The following is a 17,490-nucleotide window of genomic DNA, read 5'->3' as shown; positions in this document are numbered from 1 at the left end:
TAATATGACTTTATTCTATGTAGAAAATTAGAGAAATATTGTTCGTGCATCCATACGCTCCTAATTTACAGCGCGTTTTATTGTTTGGGCTGTTTTTTATTTTAATTTTTTTAGGATTTAATATCCTGAAATACTTTATTGTTCCTGTACTTTGGGCTGCCATCATTGCTTATATGACTTGGCCTATTTATTTAAGAATTCAACGTTTTTTTGGAGAAAGTCGTAATACTTTAAATGCAACACTCATGATCAGTCTGGTCATTTTGGTTGTGGGCGTTCCTTTTACATGCGCTATTTTTATTTTGCAGCATGAAGGTCGCAATTTATATTTTGACTTACAACGTCAGGTTTTTTCAGGCCATTTAAGTGTTCCTGATTTTATTCGGAATCTTCCTTTTATAGGAAAAGAAATCTCTCGCACACTCAATGAATTAAATAATGATCCTAATAGCACGATTCAAAATATCGCAGCTTGGGTACAAAGCCATTTAAGTTATGGTCGTGTGTTGCTCGGTGAAATTAGTAAAAATGTTGTCAAACTCGGCTTTGCGGTATTTAGCCTATTTTTCTTCTATCGTGATGGACAACTGATTTTATCTCAGGTGAGTAAAGCTTTAGAAATGGTGATTGGCCCTCGTATTCATCATTATCTTGATACGATTTCTGAGACAACTCGTGCAGTCGTGTATGGCGTGGGTTTAACTGCAATTGCTCAAGCTGTTTTAGCTGGTTTAAGTTACTTTGTAGCAGGTGTACCAAACCCTATGGTACTCACTATTGCTACTTTCTTATTGGCTCTAATTCCATTTGGTACGCCAATTTCTTATTTAGGCGTTGGCTTATGGTTGTTCTCTCAAGGTCAAACCATGGAAGCAATCGGCGTGGTTGTTTGGGGGGTAGTCATTGTCAGCAGTTCAGATAATGTTATTCGTCCACTGGTGATTTCTGGTGCTACCAAAATTCCATTCTTATTAATTATGTTCGGTGTATTAGGTGGTATTGCGAGTTTTGGATTGGTAGGTCTATTTATTGGCCCTGTCATTTTGGCTATTTTGCTAGCAATTTGGCGTGAATGGTTACATGAAACGATTGAACCAGAACCTATGCCAAAAACCACTATGATTTATGATTCTGATCATGAATCTTCAACTGATAAAGAGTGACATCGCTATTTAATTTAAAAATGTTTCTAGATACAAATTAACTATTTAAATTAACTTGTAGGTTAAACCTGCGTTTGTTTGAATCAAACAATCATACATATTTATAAGGACATCCAATTATGCAGATGTTTAATAAAATTGGTGCGGTCTGCGCGCTTACGGCTCTTTTTACGGTTGGCTGTAGTTCGGTCACAAAAACTGTTTCTGACACAGCTCAAGCATTAACCACAATGCATACAAAAAAAGTGGTTGATGTAAATGAAGTAACCGCTAACGGTATTGGTAAAAAAATTGGTACGGTTAGCTTCCAAGATAGCGATAAAGGTTTAATTATTACCCCAGCCCTTGCTGACTTACCAAGCGGTACTCGTGGTTTCCATATTCATGAAAATGGTTCTTGTGCACCTGCTGTAAAAGATGGAAAACCTGGTGCGGCTTTAGCTGCGGGTAGTCACTATAACCCGAACCAAGCACCTCACCATGGTACACCAACCACAGGCCATCTCGGTGATCTACCTGTTTTAGTAGTCGATAATACAGGTGTTGCAACAACAGCTGTGATCGCACCTCGATTAAAACTTGCTGACATTCAAGGTCGAGCTATTATGATCCACGCGGGTGGCGACAATTACTCAGACTCACCTCAACCTCTTGGCGGTGGCGGAGCACGAATTGCGTGTGGTGTGATTAAATAATTGATGTCTTTTTTAAATTGTGGGTATCTAAAAAGATATCCACAATTTTGCTAATTTTTTAATCATTACAACTTGGTCTAAGCATAATAAAATCTTAAAAATTGACTGACTTTTGTAGATAAAAAGAATAATATTTTTGAAGTAATAAAAATTTAAAGTTCCGTACTGCTTTCTCACGTATTCTCTAAGTTAGAACAAAAGCCGTGAATTATCTGACCCAATTATTTAATAGCTTTAAGACAAATTCTATTTTAATTTATTGCCTGCAAATTTTGATTGTACTCACAGGCACAACTTTAGGTTTGCTTTGGTTAGGACATAACGAGCTAATTGTTCCAGTCACTTTAGGAGCAATTGCAGCAGCTTTAACAGACTTTGATGATCGTTTAAGTATTCGATTACGTAACTTGGCCTATGTCTGCCTGCTCTTTTTTACAGTCAGCAGTATCCTTGGCTTTTTAGCTCCCTACAAAATTTTCTTTATTTTATATCTCTCAATCTCAAGTGCTTTTTTTATTTTACTAGGGGCCTTAGGGCAACGTTATGCCACGATTTCTTTTGGCACAATTTTGCTTTCCATTTATAGCATGTTCGGGGTAGGCGAATATGTGCATTGGTATCAACAACCTACCTATTTTGTTTATGGTGCTCTCTGGTACGGTTTAACTTCTATTTTATTTTTTATTATTAAACCTACCCTTCCCTTACAAGACAAACTCTCACAAATTTTTCAAGAAATTTCTGCACTACTGCAAGCTAAAGCACGTTTGTTTGATCCTGACAATAAAGAGAATGTAGAACAGCTTTTATATGAACTATCCTTACAAAATACGCAAGTTGCCCAAAGCCTGAATCAAATCCGCAGTTCCCTACTTACTCGATTGAAAGCTTCGAGGGTGAGTAATAGAAGTATCTATTGGCTAAACCTGTATTTTTTCGCCCGTGATATTCACGAGCAAGCGACTTCAAATTATTTACATTATGAACATATTCAACAGAATTTTAGCCGCAGTGATCTTATTTTCCGTTTCCAAAAAAACCTGCGCCTACAAGCACAAGCATGCCAAAAATTAGCTCAATGTATTTTATATAACCAGCCATTTCAGCCTTCGCAAGAAAGTCAGACCGTATTAGGACATTTGGAAAGTTCTTTAAAAGACTGGATACAACAACATCCGCAAAATTTTGAAGTTAAAAATTTAAAACTTATTTTTGATAATTTAAAAGGAATGCATGAACAGTTTGAACAACTGCAATACGCACAACCCATCCCTGAAAATAGCACACACACCAGACAAGAACACTTAAATTTACTTGATGATGATATTCAAGGATTTTCAGATCTTATCTTAAAACTTCGGCAACAACTTACGCCGCAGTCAGCCCTGTTTAGACATGCCGTACGAATTGCTGTGGTTTTTGCGGTAGGTTATGCGATTTCGTTATTACCCTTTGCGCAGCATGGTTATTGGATTTTGCTCACCAGTTTATTTGTCTGTCAGATTACTTATTTTGCGACTAAAAGCCGTCTTAAACTAAGAACTATTGGCACCCTACTCGGCGTTTTATTAGGTATACCAATTTTATATTTTGTTCCAAGTATTGAAGGCCAGCTCATTCTTACCATTATTTGTGGAGTTAGCTTTTTCTACTTACGCCAGAAGAAATATGCCCTAGCAACACTGATGGCAACCTTAATGGTATTGCTCATTTTCAACTTAAAAGGTGCAGGTTACAGCATTATTTTACCTCGCCTAATCGATACCTTATTAGGCTGCTTGATTGCATGGCTTGCCGTAAACTTCATTTGGCCCGACTGGAACTTCCGTAATATTCCAAACAATATTAAGAAAAGTAGCAAAGCCACCTTAGATTATTTCAATGTGATTGTTGAACAATATCAATATGGAAAAAATCAGGATATAGAGTACCGCCGAATTCGTCGTGCTGCGCATAATGCTCAAATCGAGCTATCAAATATGATCTCGAGTTTAAGTGCCGAACCAAATCCTAACCCTCAACTCATCCATTATGCTTTTCGTTATCTGGTTTATAGCCACAGCCAACTGAGTTACGTAGCAGCGTTAGGAAGTCAGCGTCAAAAAATTGATGATGAGCAGATTTTGCAATTATTGTTACGTTGCCAGCAAATTATAAGCCAGAGTGTTCTTGAGCAGTCACTTCCCAACCCGAAGCTTATTGAACAAACCTTACAAGAAATTCAAAGCATAACTGCACATGAACACCTTTCCGAAAAATATATATTAGTCTTGAAACAAATCACTTTATTGTTAGAAACTTTGCCTGAACTATTAACGCTTAAAGGCAAGCTTTTAGAACAAGAAATGATGTAAAACAAAAAAATACCGGAATATTTATTCCGGTATTTTTAATTTAATCATTTCCTTCGAGCTTTCTTTCTTGCATTTCCTGCTTTAAAGCAATTCGCGGTTGGCTAAACCAAAGAGCAATAAAGGTAAATGCAGATAATGCAAAAGCCCATAAATGAAATTGTGTATAGAGGTAACGTACTAGCTCAATCATTGCAAAGAAACTCATCATCAGCAACATCGAAACTGCTGCAGCAACCGTTCCTTTTGATACTTCAGATGACATGAGTGCAAAACGATATAAGACTGAGAAACTAATCCCTTCACCAAAACAAATCAGAGTCATACCTGTAAGCAAACAAGGTATGAGATAGGTTTGCCATACCACGCCTAAGATTAAAATGAGTGTACCCAACAGCATAATGGGCAAACCCATCATGACCGTTCTACCTAAAGCCAAACGGTCAATAATTTTAATTAAGACGATGTTGCCGACAATCAAGCCCAAAAATACGGGGAATTGAGCTAAACCATATTGCACACTGGTAAGCTTCAACTCATCAACTAAAATGATGGGTGATAAAGCAATCCATAGCATTAAAGGCATGCCCACTAAGGGCAATGCAAGGCTTAGACCCAAAAAACGACGGTTGGTAAACACCTTCTTAAAGTCATCAAAAAGATAACTAAAGGGTTGCTTAGTTACACTCGCTTGCTGGCTTGGCATCTGTTTTTTCAAACCGATCCAACTGAGTAATGCCAATACAGCAATGGCGACAAAGCCCCAATGCCAAGACACATAATCAATTAAAAAAGCTCCAAGTACAGGTCCGAGCAAGGGCGCAAGTAATGAGATATTCGCCATGAGTGCCATGACTTTAATCGCATCACGCTCAGCAAAACTTTCTTGAATGGCCGCATAACCAACGGCTGAAATTACGGTTAAGCCAATTCCCTGCAAAAATCTTAAAGCTAGAAATTGCTCGATTTGCGTCGTCAGTAAAATTAAAAAACAGCATAGAGCAAAAAATAAAACTCCTGCTAATAGTACTTTTTTACGTCCGAGCCGGTCCGACAAAGGCCCAAGCAACCATGCAACTGTAGCGCCGCCTAATAAATAAAATGACATTGAAGAGGGGGCCCAAGTTGCACTTACCCCAAAATCTTCAGTAATTGCCAACATGGCTGGCTGAATCAAATCATTACCAATATAAACCGCAAATTCAAATAGCACTAAAGCTAAAGGAAACATCAACGTTGTACGGTTCAACGTTGTCGTTTGAATATTTTTCATGAGTTTTACACTTCAAAATAGCGGCCATATGTCTCTATGACTATCTAAAAAATAAGATGTAGTCATGACGATGACATGTATGGTCAATCAATCTTTAGTTAAGTTGTTATATGCCGTGAGAGTGCATGTTTAGAATGTGAAACACCGTATTCACAAGGTGTCTAAAACGAGAAAAAAATATATGACGTGAGATTCGGTAATTTTTACCAATCGGCACAATTGCCGAGCGCAACAATAGCATTTTTTAAATTGATCAGCAATCATGCAATTTCAAGAAATTCAAATTTCAGTTTTTGCCCTAAAAAAACTAAAAATCTCTGTTGTGTACAAAATCAAAGTTATCCACATTTTCGATAAAAAATTAAACATTAAGGACAAGGATTAACTTGAAAGTCTGTGGTTTCCTCCCCTTTTGTACATTGATAGCTTTGCTTTTTATTCACAATTTTCCAAACTTGCTGATCTCGTTTTAATAAATATTCAGTACGTGTTTTCGAGACAGCATCTGGACTAGGCTCTGTTTGTAAAATAGTAACTTGCGCATTGGAAGGATCATCTGCAGCATTCATTTGCTGCGAAATATCTAAATTGCTTGCATCATTTAAAAGATCTGGTTGATCAAGTAATACGGCCTGTATCGGACTATCAGCAAGTTGAGTCGAAGAATTTTGAGGCGGAACACAAGCCGTTAATATGCCTAAGCTGAAAATAATCAACAAACAATTTTTTTTCATTATCCTTCCCCTCTATTTACTCAGAATTAATGCTAAAACGAATAAGCTGTTTTTTCCTTTGAACTTTGTAAACATCCATAAGATGAGTGATATGAATGAGATAGGAAGTTTTTAAAAAGAAAAATCTTAATAATTGTTGATTTTTAATCAATAATATTTTTCCAATTCATGCATTTTTCTACAACAGTAAATCTCATAGAGTATGTCTCAAATACAGGAATTTAATGAGAGCAACCTCCATGAGTAAGATTTTAGTGATTAATGGCGCTAAACAATTTGCCCATTCAAACGGTGAATTAAATGACACATTAACCACCCTCGCAACTACACACCTCACGGAACTCGGACACGAAGTTCAAGTCACCCGTGCAGACAGCAATTATGATGCTGAAAGTGAAGTTGAAAAATACTTGTGGGCAGATGTCGTTATCTATCAAATGCCAGGCTGGTGGATGGGTGCACCTTGGACAGTCAAAAAATATATTGATGATGTGTTTACCACAGGCCATGGTTCCCTTTATGCAAGTGATGGTCGTAGCCGTTCCGATGCCTCAAAAAAATATGGTTCAGGTGGTTTAATCCATGACAAAAAATATATGCTATCACTCACCTGGAATGCACCGATGGAAGCATTTGACGATGCAGATCAGTTCTTCCATGGCATAGGGGTAGACGGCGTTTATTTACCATTTCATAAGGCCAATCAATTCTTAGGCATGACTACATTACCTACCTTTATTGTAAACGACGTGATTAAAATGCCTGACGTTGATAGTTATATTGAAGAATATAAAGCACACTTAAATACTGTATTTGCAGCAGCCTAATAAGGAGAAATCCATGCTAACCATTATTGCGGAAATTCGTACTCAATCGGGCGGACAACATCGCCAGAATGTATTGGATGCCTTTCAAAAAATCATTCCCACTGTTTTAGCAGAAGATGGTTGCCATGGTTATGAACCTTTAGTTGATCACAAGTCAAATGCGAGCTTCCAGACTCAAGAACCTGACACAATTGTCATGTTGGAAAAATGGGAAAGTGTGGCTCACCTTGAAGCACATTTAGCTACCCCGCATATGCAAGCACATCACGCAGCAGTTAAAGATGATGTTGTTGATGTCAAAATTAAAATATTAGAAAGCGGCGTATAATTTATTTAGTCCATAAAAAAAAAGACGATATATTTATCGTCTTTTTTATTTTTAAGAACAAAGCTGCGTTTGAAAGCCTCTAGAGCCTTTCCCTCTCGCGCATTGATAGCTCTTTTGTTTATTTTGTAATTGCCACTTTTCATCAATCAATTTAAATGAATATTCTGTTCGGATTGCAGAAACAGAATCATCCATTAAACCAGTTTGAATCACGGTAATACGGGAAACTGTTGGAGATTCTACGCGGTTAAATACTTGCTGAACTGAGGTATTGTTATGCTCTTTTACGATCTCTGGTTGAGCTTTAAGTACTTGTTGCATTGGGGTTTCAGAAGCCACAAAAGGAATTAATTTACTGGTGGTCGCACAGCCAGTAAAAAGTCCCGCACAAAGCGCTGAAATTAAAAATAAACGTTGCATTTTTATCACCAAAAAACAAAAGCCATAGCTTTATGATGCTATGGCTTTGTCGGTTACTCTGTAGAAACTATGTAGCTCTACAAAATAGATCTAACTTAAAGATCAAATAATTTACCCGGATTCATCAAACCATTTGGGTCAAATACTTTTTTCAATGCCTTCATATATTCAATTTCTTCAGGCGAACGCGAGTATTCCAAATACGGCTTTTTCGTCATGCCTACACCATGTTCAGCAGAGATAGAACCATCGTATTTTTTCACGGTATCAAACACATATTTATTCACCACCTGACACTTCGCAAAGAACTCATCTTTGGTTAAGTTTTCAGGTTTTAAAATATTTAAGTGCAAGTTACCGTCACCGATATGACCAAACCAGCAAATTTCAAAGTCTGGATAGTTTTCTTGAACAATTGCATCAATCTCACGAATAAATGCTGGCACGTAAGTAATTAACACTGAAATATCATTTTTGTATGGAATAAACGGCGCGATAGATTCAGAAATATCTTCACGTAAACGCCATAAACTTTCTACTTGGTCAAGACTCTGGCTCATTACACCATCAAGTACCCAACCTTGCTCCATGCAATGCTCGAAAATCTCCATTGCTTTATCGATAATCGGCTCGTATGGTGCTTCAAACTCAAGCAATACATAGAACGGGCATTCAGTTTCGAATGGACGTTGTACATGACCATTATTTAAAACTTTTTGCATTGCAAGTTCACCAAAGAACTCAAAGGCAGTTAAATCGATATCTTTTTGGAACGCATGTAGTACAGGCATTACTGCATCAAAATCAGGAACACCTAAAACTAATACTTGTAAGTTTTGTGGTTGACGCTCAAGTTTAATTTCTGCTTCAGTCACTAAACCTAATGTACCTTCCCCACCAATAAACAAATGCTGTAATGCATAACCAGTTGCATTTTTAACCATGCCTTTGTTTAAACGTAGAATATCGCCTTTACCAGTCACTACGGTTAAGCCAAGCACCCAGTTACGTGTCATGCCATATTTAATAACTTTAATACCACCGGCATTAGTACCGATATTACCGCCAATCTGGCTAGAACCTGCTGACGCAAAGTCCACTGGATAATACATGCCTTGTTCTTCTGCATAATTCTGCAATTGCTCAGTCACAACACCAGCTTGCACTCGAACCATACGATCTGCCGGGAAGAACTCAAGAATTTGGTTCATTTTGTCCATGCTAATGACAATTTCACCATTGGTTGCTACCGCACCAGCAGAGAGACCAGTACGACCACCTGACGGTGTAATCGCGATATTAAATTGGTTCGCAAGCTTTACAACTGCCTGAACTTGTTCAGTCGTTGATGGAAAAACGATGACCGATGGGTTCGGATTAAAATGCTTGGTATGATCTTTACCCCAGTTTTCGAGACTATCAGCATCGGTTTTAATACGGTTTTCACCAACGATTGCTGTTAATTGGGTGAGTAACTCAGGTGTTAAAGCGACTGGAGCATTCATCGTTTGCAGACCTAGCAAGAAGTAAACTGTGGTGGGACTATGACCTCATATTCCTCAAGGTTCTCACTTGAGCAAAGCCATAATGTTCAAGGAACTCCTATATTCTACATGTATCCGCGCAAGCGATAAAGTTCAGAATAGAGATACTGTCACTACAAAACATGTTTAACGTAAATAAATACTTTCTATGGGGCTTTCAGAGAAAAATTGCATTTAAATAACAACCAAAGCATATTTTTAAATGCTCGACAAGCCATAAACAGAAGTGATTAGACATAGATAAAATTGCCATAAGGCGATGGTATAAACGAAATATCTATAGCGCTGCCCAGTATGTTATTATACCGCCACCAAATTTGGCCTTTGTAGCGGAGCCGTAATGAGCCAACATCTTTCACTACCTAAAGATAAAATCCGTTTCCTTTTGTTAGAAGGCGTTCACCAAAACGCAGTCGATACTTTAAACGCTGCGGGTTACACCAATATTGACTATCGTAAAACTGCTCTTGAAGGCGAAGCGCTTAAAGAAGCAATTAAAGATGCTCACTTTATTGGTATTCGTTCGCGTACCCAATTGACTGAAGAAGTTTTCGAAGCTGCAAATAAATTGATCGCAGTAGGTTGTTTCTGTATCGGAACAAACCAAGTTGATCTTAAAGCAGCAATGGCACGTGGTATTCCTGTATTTAACGCACCGTATTCAAATACGCGTTCGGTTGCAGAGCTTGTACTTGCCCAAACGATTCTTCTTCTTCGCCGTGTTCCTGAAAAATCGGCGGCTTGTCATCGTGGTGGTTGGGACAAGTCTGCTGTCGGTTCTTTTGAAACTCGTGGCAAAACTTTAGGTATTGTGGGTTATGGTTCCATCGGTTCTCAACTTTCAGTTCTTGCTGAAAGCATGGGTATGCATGTCATTTATTATGATGCAGTAACTAAATTACCAATGGGTAATGCTCGCCAAGTTGGTTCTTTAGATGAGCTTTTAGCAACTGCAGATGTTGTGACTTTACATGTGCCAGATGTTCCGTCTACACGCAACTTCTTCACTAAAGAACAATTTGCGAAAATGAAAGAAGGCGCGATTTTCTTAAATGCTGCACGTGGTACATGTGTAGTGATTGAAGATTTAGCTGATGCAATCAAATCTGGTCATATTGCTGGTGCAGCAGTTGACGTATTCCCGAAAGAGCCAAAAGCAAACGGTGAAGAATTCCAGTCTCCACTTCGCGGCTTAGACAACGTGATTTTAACTCCTCACGTTGGTGGTTCAACCATGGAAGCGCAAGCAAACATCGGTTTAGAAGTTGCAGAGAAATTTGTTGCTTACTCTGATAAAGGTATGACACTTTCTGCGGTTAACTTCCCAGAAATCGCATTGCCATTGACAGCTGGCCAACACCGTTTATTGCACATCCACAAAAACGTGCCAGGTGTATTGTCTAAAATCAACAACTTGTTTGCTGAACAAGGCATCAACATTTCTGGTCAGTCACTTATGACTAAAGGCGACATCGGTTACCTCGTCATGGACGTTGACGCTTCTGCTTCTCACGAAGCTTTAGATATGTTGCATGAAGTTGAAGGTACAATTCGCGTGCGCGTATTGTTCTAATACGAACTGTAAATTTAAAAGCCACAGCAATGTCTGTGGCTTTTTTATGGGCATTTACATTATCATGTGAAAAGTATACCAATCGATCAAATAATAAAATGTCCAGTTCGAACCAGAAATCTCAGCTGCATGCTTTGGGCTTTCTTATTCTCGCTATGTTAAGCGTACAAAGCAGTGCATCTTTAGCAAAAATTCTGTTTCAGAACTTTCCTGTGCTCACTGTCTCCGCAATGCGCTTATGCCTAGGTGCAATTATTCTTGCCTTTATTTTTAGAATTTGGCGAATTAATTTTAGTCAGGTTCATTGGAAAGCAATCTTGGCTTATGGATTTGCGCTTGCAGGAATGAACGCACTGTTTTATCTGTCGATTGAACGCTTACCAATTGGGATCGCGGTTGCTTTTGAGTTTATTGGTCCTTTAAGTGTGGCGTTATACCACGCACGCCAAAAATATGATTTTGTTTGGGTGAGCTTCGCAATTATTGGGCTGATTTTACTTTTCCCTTTCAATCAGGTCCATAGTCTAGATTGGATTGGGGTGTTATTTGCTGTTAGCGCAGGCGCTTGTTGGGCACTTTATATTATTGCTGGGCAGAAACCTTCAGGTATTTCCGGAAATCACACGGTGTGTTTAGGAATGAGTGTGGGTGCATGTATCTTATTACCCATTACTCTGTTCTCAGGTTCAATTGGGCAAGTGATAGAACTTCCCTATCTTTTCTATTTTATCGGTTTAGCCATTTTAGCCAGTGCACTCCCGTTCTCTTTAGAAATGTTGGCGCTGCGCAATTTGACGCCTTTAAGCTTTGGAACATTGATGAGCCTAGAACCCGCAGTTGCAGCGCTATCTGGTTTTATCTTTTTAGGCGAATATCTTTTATGGAACCAATGGCTAGCACTTGCAACCATTATTACCGCTTCTGTTGGTTGTACCATAACCACCCAAAAAGCTCGCCAAGAACGTGAAAAAGCGGCAAGTTAATTTAATGATCGTTGCCAGTTAAAACTCAGTATTCGTTATAATTGACTCCTATTATTTTTTAAATATCAAATGAAGCGCTAAGGTTTTTCCATGCAAAATCTTCCAATTATTGCTGTGCTGTATATGATTTTGTCGATGGTTTCTTATCAAATCAGCGCTTCATTTGCCAAGCAGCTCATTGCTACATTAGACCCGCTCACTGTCACAATTTTAAGACTCTGTTTTGCAGCAGTTATTGTTGCCGTCATGTTTCGTTCATGGAAAATCTGGTCTCGCTTACCCTACTTAAAATGGCGTGATTTGTTGATGTACTGCGCATCTTTAGGGTTAATGAATATCCTATTTTATACTTCGCTCGGAAAATTACCCCAAGGTATTGCTGTTGGCTTAGAGTTTATTGGTCCATTAGGCCTTGCGCTTCTTTCTATTAAACAAAAGAGTGACTACATTTGGGTAGCGCTTGCCATGTTAGGCATCGCACTTATGGTACCTTGGCAAAACCCAGTTCAACACCATTTCTCGTATTTAGGTGCAGCTTGTGCTCTAGGAGCAGGGCTTTGCTGGGCCTTCTATATTTATTTCGGCCATAAAGTAGTGACTCAAAATATAGGGATGCATGCATTAACAATTGGAATTGGCGTATCTGCACTTGCATTATTACCAATTGGGATCTGGCATAATGCTCCTGCATTACTTGAGACGCAGTACTGGGGTAAAGCATTACTTATTGCGGTTTTAGCGACTGCTATTCCCTATGCACTCGACTTAATGGCACTCAAACAACTCAATAAATTAACTTACGGTACTCTAACGAGTTTAGCACCAGCATTGGCAGCATTAACGGGTTTCTTATTACTTCACGAAGAAATCAGCACGCTGCAATGGGTGGCTTTGGCTTGTGTAATGCTGGCCTCAATTGGGGTTACTTTAAGAAGTACTAGAAAAGCTGCGTAGGTTTGCTCTACTGCTGCTTCTTATACTTTTTATATTCCTTTAAATATTTATTACCCAGCGTTTCTTTTTCACTGTCTTTCAGAATTTTTCCAGCTTGCTGGAAAAACTTATGCTCTTCTTCTTTTAAATGGTGATGGACTTTTTCACTCAACTGTTTTGCGGTTGCTAACCAGCTAGGGCTACTCATATCGGTTTTTTCAAGCTGTTCAACCAACTCATCCATTTCATGATGTTCGGATAAAGCATGTCTCGTAATATCTAAACCCACATCATCAAACATTAAAGGAATATAGAGATAACGGTCTTCAGCAACTGAATGGGCATAAAGTTCATTTTTTAATGCATCAAATAATTCTTTTCGTTCTTCGGTTAAACCATGTGTCTGGATTAATTGCTCAGAAAGGTTTCGTTGATTTTCATGGCTTTCTCTTAATGCTTCGAAAATATTCATTCTCTTCCTCATTTTTAGCTAAAAAATCTTTTTTATTTCAAGGTTTATCATACGTTGAAATTTATATTATTTAAGTAGCTTAAAATGAGACTATTTTTTACACAGTTTTCTTTCTAGTAAGTTTCTGTAATGATTTTTATATTTTTAATGAGGAAGGATACATAAAAAGTATGAACTGCTCCTTAAGATCAGCTCATACTTTTTTATCTTATTTAGCCTGTAACAAACATTTGGTAGCCCAAACGGCAAATTAGAATACTGACTAAAATTAAAAAGATAATACGGACAAAACCACTACCGTATTTAAGCGCGGTACGCACCCCAACAATAGAACCAAGCACGTTAGCTACCGCCATCATCAAACCAATATGCAAAATAGCGTGACCTGTTGGAATAAAGAAACTCAATGCAGCCAAGTTCGTCATAAAATTACCAATTTTAGACAAAGCTGAGGCATGTAAAAAATCAACTTGTAAAAAACGAATAAAGAAAAAGATAAAGAAGCTACCAGTACCCGGCCCAAAAATACCGTCATAAAAACCAATCGCCAAACTACCAATAGCAGCCAAAATTAACATTTTGTTGGTAATTTTTTGCTCTGTATGGACTTGACCAAAGTTCTTTTTAATTAAGGTATAGATGGCTATTACAATCAACATTACAAACACAAAAGGACGTAATACCGATTGGGGAATAAGTGACAAACAAGCCGCACCAGCAAAAGAACTAATCAATGCACAAATGGCAATAACGGCTAAAAGCTTCCATTGCAACTTTACTCTTTTTGCAAAAGTATAAGCTGCAGATGCAGTACCAAAGATTGAAGATAATTTATTTGTACCAATAACCGTTGCAGTCTGCATGTTCGGAAAAGTACTCATGATACCGGGAATCTGGATGAGTCCGCCGCCACCTACAGCAGCATCAATTGCTCCCGCAGTAAACGCAAAAAAGATCAAACTAAGGATAACATCCCATTCCATGCCCATGCTCTATACTCTACATCTACTACAAATTTAAGATACGCTTAGGTATCAACCGTTTTTTATCGGTAATCTCAGCTAAGCCTAAACAGCGCTCACCCGAAAACACCAAAACTTCTGCTTCTGCAGAATGCTCAATATTGCTTTCTAAACCATTGCAAAAATATTTTTCACGTCCTTCTGGAACTTGAATTTTTAGGAAATGGTCAACTGGAGCATAAACTGGAAGTAGCAAAGCTTCTCTTTGCTCTTCTGTTAAGCTTTCCAGATATTCAATGGTATAACTCGGAATAAGCTCAAAATGTCCTGTTTGAGTCCGGTTTAGCATCGTTAAATGCCCACCACAGCCAAGAGCCTCACCAATATCTTCACCGAGTACACGGATGTATGTCCCTTTAGAGCAGGTTACATCCAGAGTGATCGTATTTTCGGTAAATTCTAAGAGCTCTAAAGCATAAATTGTAACTGGGCGAGCTTCACGCTCAATCTCAATACCTTTTCGGGCAAGCTCATATAAGGGTCTGCCTTCTTTTTTCAAAGCCGAATACATGGGCGGAACTTGTTGAATATCACCTCTAAATTTCTCTAAGGTTTGTTCAATAAGCTCTTGGTTAAGAACAGGGACAATGCGTTCTTGTAAAATATCCCCTTCCACATCACCTGTTGTTGTGGTCTGCCCTAATCGAACAGTGGTTTGATAGCGCTTTGTGGAGTCCAGCAAATAATGTGAAAACTTGGTCGCTTCTCCCAAACAAATCGGGAGCAAACCTGTTGCCAATGGGTCTAAAGCTCCAGTATGACCTGCTTTTTGGGCGCGATATAACCAACGCACTTTTTGCAAAGCCGCATTTGAACTTAAGCCTAATGGTTTATTTAATAGAAATACACCACTGATATGGCGACGAGAAATTTTTTGATTTTTTGTCGTCATTTTTACTGGAACACAAAGCTAGAAAAAAGTGCCGACATGTTAGCAAATTCGGCAAGATATTTTCACAATATTTAGGTGCCTTTTCACTTATTTTGTGGCACATTAATGATCGAGTAAAAAAACAAAAAATTAAAACTTAAGGAAGATATCTTTATGCAAGGAATGCAGAAGAAGGTATTGTGGTGCGTGCTCGGATTTTTTATTTTGAGCCTCATTGCATGTGTATATTGGTTAAGTCCTGATTCAAAAAATACATCAACTCAACTAAATCAGGATGAAGCTAAAAGCTTAGCATCTACGCCTCAAATCTCTTTGAACTCAACGCTAAATGCAGATGCTTACCATAGTAAAAGTCAGCAAGATACCGAAGTGAACTGTCAGTTAAAAATTGATAGTTCCCAGCATTTGGTCGTGAATAGTCAAACACGCGACTGCTTTGAGTATTTTATTACCCAATATGGAGAAAATGATTTAGAGCAAATCAAAAATCACTTTGGGAAATTTATTCAAGGAAAATATTCTGAGCCCGCCCGCTCACAGATTATAGATTTATGGGGCCGTTACTTAAAATATCGCGAACAACTGGCTCAAATTCAAACACCTCCATCAAAACAACAAGATAAAAATTATTTTCAAAAGATTTTTAATTCAATTCAAGATTTAAGAAAACGTTTCTTTTCCGTCACAGAAATTGAAGGGCTTTTCTCAACCGAAGATATCTATCAGAACTACACGCTTGATCGGATGCAAATACTTGAGGACTCGTCTTTAAGCGAAATTAAAAAGGCACAAAAACTCAAAGAGCGCTTTGAACAACTACCAGAAGACTGGCAACAAAACTTGCAAGAGCTCTCTAAACTTGATGATTTACATACACTAACCAAACAAATTAAATCTCGTCATGGTTCTGCAGAAGAACTTAGACAAATGCGTACAGCACTCGTCGGAGCTGAAGCAACTCAAAGGCTAGAAACTTTAGATACACAGCGTAGTGCTTGGCAGCAGAGAGTCACAAGTTACTTGAGTGGACGAGATGAAATTATTAAAAGCAATATGAGTGATAGTGGTAAAAATCAAGCCATACAACAATTACGCCAACAACAATTTAACTCATCACAAGAACAATTAAGACTTCGAACTTTTGAAACGGTCCATGATCAGGGAGGTGAACTGCCATTTAATTATTAAGCCTTTTCTTTTAGGAATAGGCTAAACATTCACTAGCAGTAAGAAGCTGCTTTTCATGCAAAATAAAAATAGTGAGTAAAAAATGAAAAGGAAGTTAATGTTTTTTTGCGCTGCAATGCTCTCAGGACTGAGTATTTCGGCGGCCCATGCCACAAATGCTGAACAAGTTAAAAACTCGTTCGTTTACTCATCTTACGCACAAACCAAATATCCATTGGTTTTTAACCATGGTATGGCAGGTTTTAACCGAGTTGGAACAGATACTCTTGGTCTCGATTACTGGTACCAAATTCTTCCTGATCTGGCACGTAATGGAGGAAATGTCTGGGCAACAAGGGTGTCCCCTTTTAACTCAACAGAAGTGCGTGGAGAACAACTTGCCCAACAAGTAGAAGAAATTATTGCTATTACCGGTAAACCTAAAGTCAACTTAATCGGTCATAGCCATGGGGGCCCGACAATTCGCTATGTGGCCGGTATCATGCCAGAGAAAGTTGCCTCACTCACCACAATTGGTGCACCTCATAAGGGCTCACCAATGGCAGATGTCATCCTGAACGTTGAGGGTACTCCTCTATCTGGACTGGCAACGTTAGTAAACTGGTTTTCAGCAGCAATTACTTGGGCAGGTGGCCTAGATCCGACAAGCTATCCGCACGATTCTCTAGCCGGAGCTCATAGCTTATCTACACAAGGTTCAGCAAAATTTAATGCTCAGTTCCCAATGGGTATACCGACCACTTCTTGTGGTGAAGGAGCATATCAAGAGAAAGGTATCTATATGTATTCTTTCTCAGGAAATAAAGCTCTCACCAACCCATTAGATCCATTTGATATTGCACTTACTGGCAGTAGTTTAGTAGTCGATCCATTCGGTGATAATGATGGACTTGTTTCCCGATGCAGTGCCAAATTTGGTAAAACAATTCGTGATGATTACAACTGGAATCATTTAGATGAAGTGAACCAAGTACTTGGGGTACGTTCTATTTTTGCTTCCGATCCTGTCTCGGTTTACCGTCAACATGCCAACCGTTTGAAACTTCAAGGATTATAGTTTTTAAACAAAAAATGCGCCAAAAGGCGCATTTT

17 protein-coding genes are annotated in these 17,490 nt (G+C 38.5%); 10 read left to right on the top strand and 7 right to left on the bottom strand.

Annotated elements, in window-relative coordinates:
• The first annotated feature begins 44 nt into the window (after positions 1-44).
• The 3 genes from SOI81_RS01705 (at position 45) to yccS (ending at position 4,212) form a co-directional block, all read left to right on the top strand.
• Positions 45-1,163, top strand: coding sequence for an AI-2E family transporter (locus SOI81_RS01705; protein WP_016142919.1), 1,119 nt, complete (start codon positions 45-47; stop codon positions 1,161-1,163).
• Positions 1,164-1,288: 125 nt separating this feature from the next.
• Entirely contained in the window at positions 1,289-1,858 is a 570-nt protein-coding gene (gene sodC / locus SOI81_RS01700; RefSeq protein ID WP_079284299.1) for a superoxide dismutase family protein, read from the top strand.
• A 203-nt stretch (positions 1,859-2,061) separates the two neighbouring features.
• Entirely contained in the window at positions 2,062-4,212 is a 2,151-nt protein-coding gene (yccS, locus tag SOI81_RS01695) for a YccS family putative transporter (RefSeq protein ID WP_320541152.1), read from the top strand.
• 40 nt (positions 4,213-4,252) lie between these two features.
• Here the strand turns inward: yccS and cmr are convergent, their stop codons facing one another.
• Both cmr and SOI81_RS01685 read right to left on the bottom strand, forming a co-directional pair.
• On the bottom strand, positions 4,253-5,482 hold the full coding sequence (cmr, locus tag SOI81_RS01690; RefSeq protein ID WP_224992036.1) for an MFS transporter: 1,230 nt from the start codon (positions 5,480-5,482) through the stop codon (positions 4,253-4,255).
• A 368-nt stretch (positions 5,483-5,850) separates the two neighbouring features.
• Complete coding sequence (locus SOI81_RS01685; protein ID WP_224992248.1) at positions 5,851-6,219, bottom strand: hypothetical protein; 369 nt, start codon at positions 6,217-6,219, stop codon at positions 5,851-5,853.
• Positions 6,220-6,455: 236 nt separating this feature from the next.
• Here SOI81_RS01685 and mdaB point away from each other — a divergent pair, with 236 nt between their 5' ends.
• Both mdaB and SOI81_RS01675 read left to right on the top strand, forming a co-directional pair.
• On the top strand, positions 6,456-7,043 hold the full coding sequence (gene mdaB / locus SOI81_RS01680) for an NAD(P)H-dependent oxidoreductase (RefSeq protein ID WP_224992037.1): 588 nt from the start codon (positions 6,456-6,458) through the stop codon (positions 7,041-7,043).
• 13 nt (positions 7,044-7,056) lie between these two features.
• A complete protein-coding gene (locus SOI81_RS01675) occupies positions 7,057-7,371 on the top strand; it encodes a putative quinol monooxygenase (RefSeq protein WP_016142913.1) in 315 nt (104 codons plus the stop codon).
• A gap of 51 nt (positions 7,372-7,422) precedes the next feature.
• Here the strand turns inward: SOI81_RS01675 and SOI81_RS01670 are convergent, their stop codons facing one another.
• A complete protein-coding gene (locus SOI81_RS01670) occupies positions 7,423-7,791 on the bottom strand; it encodes a hypothetical protein (RefSeq protein ID WP_016142912.1) in 369 nt (122 codons plus the stop codon).
• A gap of 95 nt (positions 7,792-7,886) precedes the next feature.
• Positions 7,887-9,296, bottom strand: a complete 1,410-nt coding sequence (locus SOI81_RS01665; protein WP_320541151.1) for an FAD-binding oxidoreductase — start codon at positions 9,294-9,296, stop codon at positions 7,887-7,889.
• Positions 9,297-9,675: 379 nt separating this feature from the next.
• Here SOI81_RS01665 and serA point away from each other — a divergent pair, with 379 nt between their 5' ends.
• From serA to SOI81_RS01650, 3 genes are all read left to right on the top strand, one after another.
• Entirely contained in the window at positions 9,676-10,908 is a 1,233-nt protein-coding gene (gene serA / locus SOI81_RS01660) for a phosphoglycerate dehydrogenase (protein ID WP_224992038.1), read from the top strand.
• Between the two features lie 98 nt (positions 10,909-11,006).
• The gene (locus SOI81_RS01655) at positions 11,007-11,891 is read left to right on the top strand and encodes an EamA family transporter (RefSeq protein WP_320541150.1); all 885 of its coding nucleotides are present in this window, start codon (positions 11,007-11,009) and stop codon (positions 11,889-11,891) included.
• A 90-nt stretch (positions 11,892-11,981) separates the two neighbouring features.
• Positions 11,982-12,845, top strand: a complete 864-nt coding sequence (locus SOI81_RS01650; RefSeq protein ID WP_057074897.1) for an EamA family transporter — start codon at positions 11,982-11,984, stop codon at positions 12,843-12,845.
• Positions 12,846-12,852: 7 nt separating this feature from the next.
• Here the strand turns inward: SOI81_RS01650 and SOI81_RS01645 are convergent, their stop codons facing one another.
• The 3 genes from SOI81_RS01645 to truB form a co-directional block, all read right to left on the bottom strand.
• Complete coding sequence (locus tag SOI81_RS01645) at positions 12,853-13,296, bottom strand: hemerythrin domain-containing protein (RefSeq protein ID WP_001019905.1); 444 nt, start codon at positions 13,294-13,296, stop codon at positions 12,853-12,855.
• A 212-nt stretch (positions 13,297-13,508) separates the two neighbouring features.
• Positions 13,509-14,285: a sulfite exporter TauE/SafE family protein gene (locus tag SOI81_RS01640; protein WP_004789764.1), complete on the bottom strand. Its 777-nt coding sequence runs from the start codon at positions 14,283-14,285 to the stop codon at positions 13,509-13,511.
• A 19-nt stretch (positions 14,286-14,304) separates the two neighbouring features.
• A complete protein-coding gene (gene truB / locus SOI81_RS01635; protein WP_239975214.1) occupies positions 14,305-15,210 on the bottom strand; it encodes a tRNA pseudouridine(55) synthase TruB in 906 nt (301 codons plus the stop codon).
• Positions 15,211-15,363: 153 nt separating this feature from the next.
• On the opposite strand from truB, the gene SOI81_RS01630 reads away from it, so the two are divergent.
• Positions 15,364-16,398: a lipase secretion chaperone gene (locus tag SOI81_RS01630; protein WP_320541149.1), complete on the top strand. Its 1,035-nt coding sequence runs from the start codon at positions 15,364-15,366 to the stop codon at positions 16,396-16,398.
• Between the two features lie 115 nt (positions 16,399-16,513).
• Positions 16,514-17,455, top strand: coding sequence for a lipase family alpha/beta hydrolase (lip, locus tag SOI81_RS01625; RefSeq protein ID WP_239967087.1), 942 nt, complete (start codon positions 16,514-16,516; stop codon positions 17,453-17,455).
• The last annotated feature ends 35 nt before the right edge of the window (positions 17,456-17,490 follow it).

Source organism: Acinetobacter pittii (genome assembly GCF_034067285.1).
GTDB classification, from domain to species: Bacteria; Pseudomonadota; Gammaproteobacteria; order Pseudomonadales; family Moraxellaceae; genus Acinetobacter; species Acinetobacter pittii_E.
This window is presented reverse-complemented; position numbering and strand designations above follow the sequence as displayed.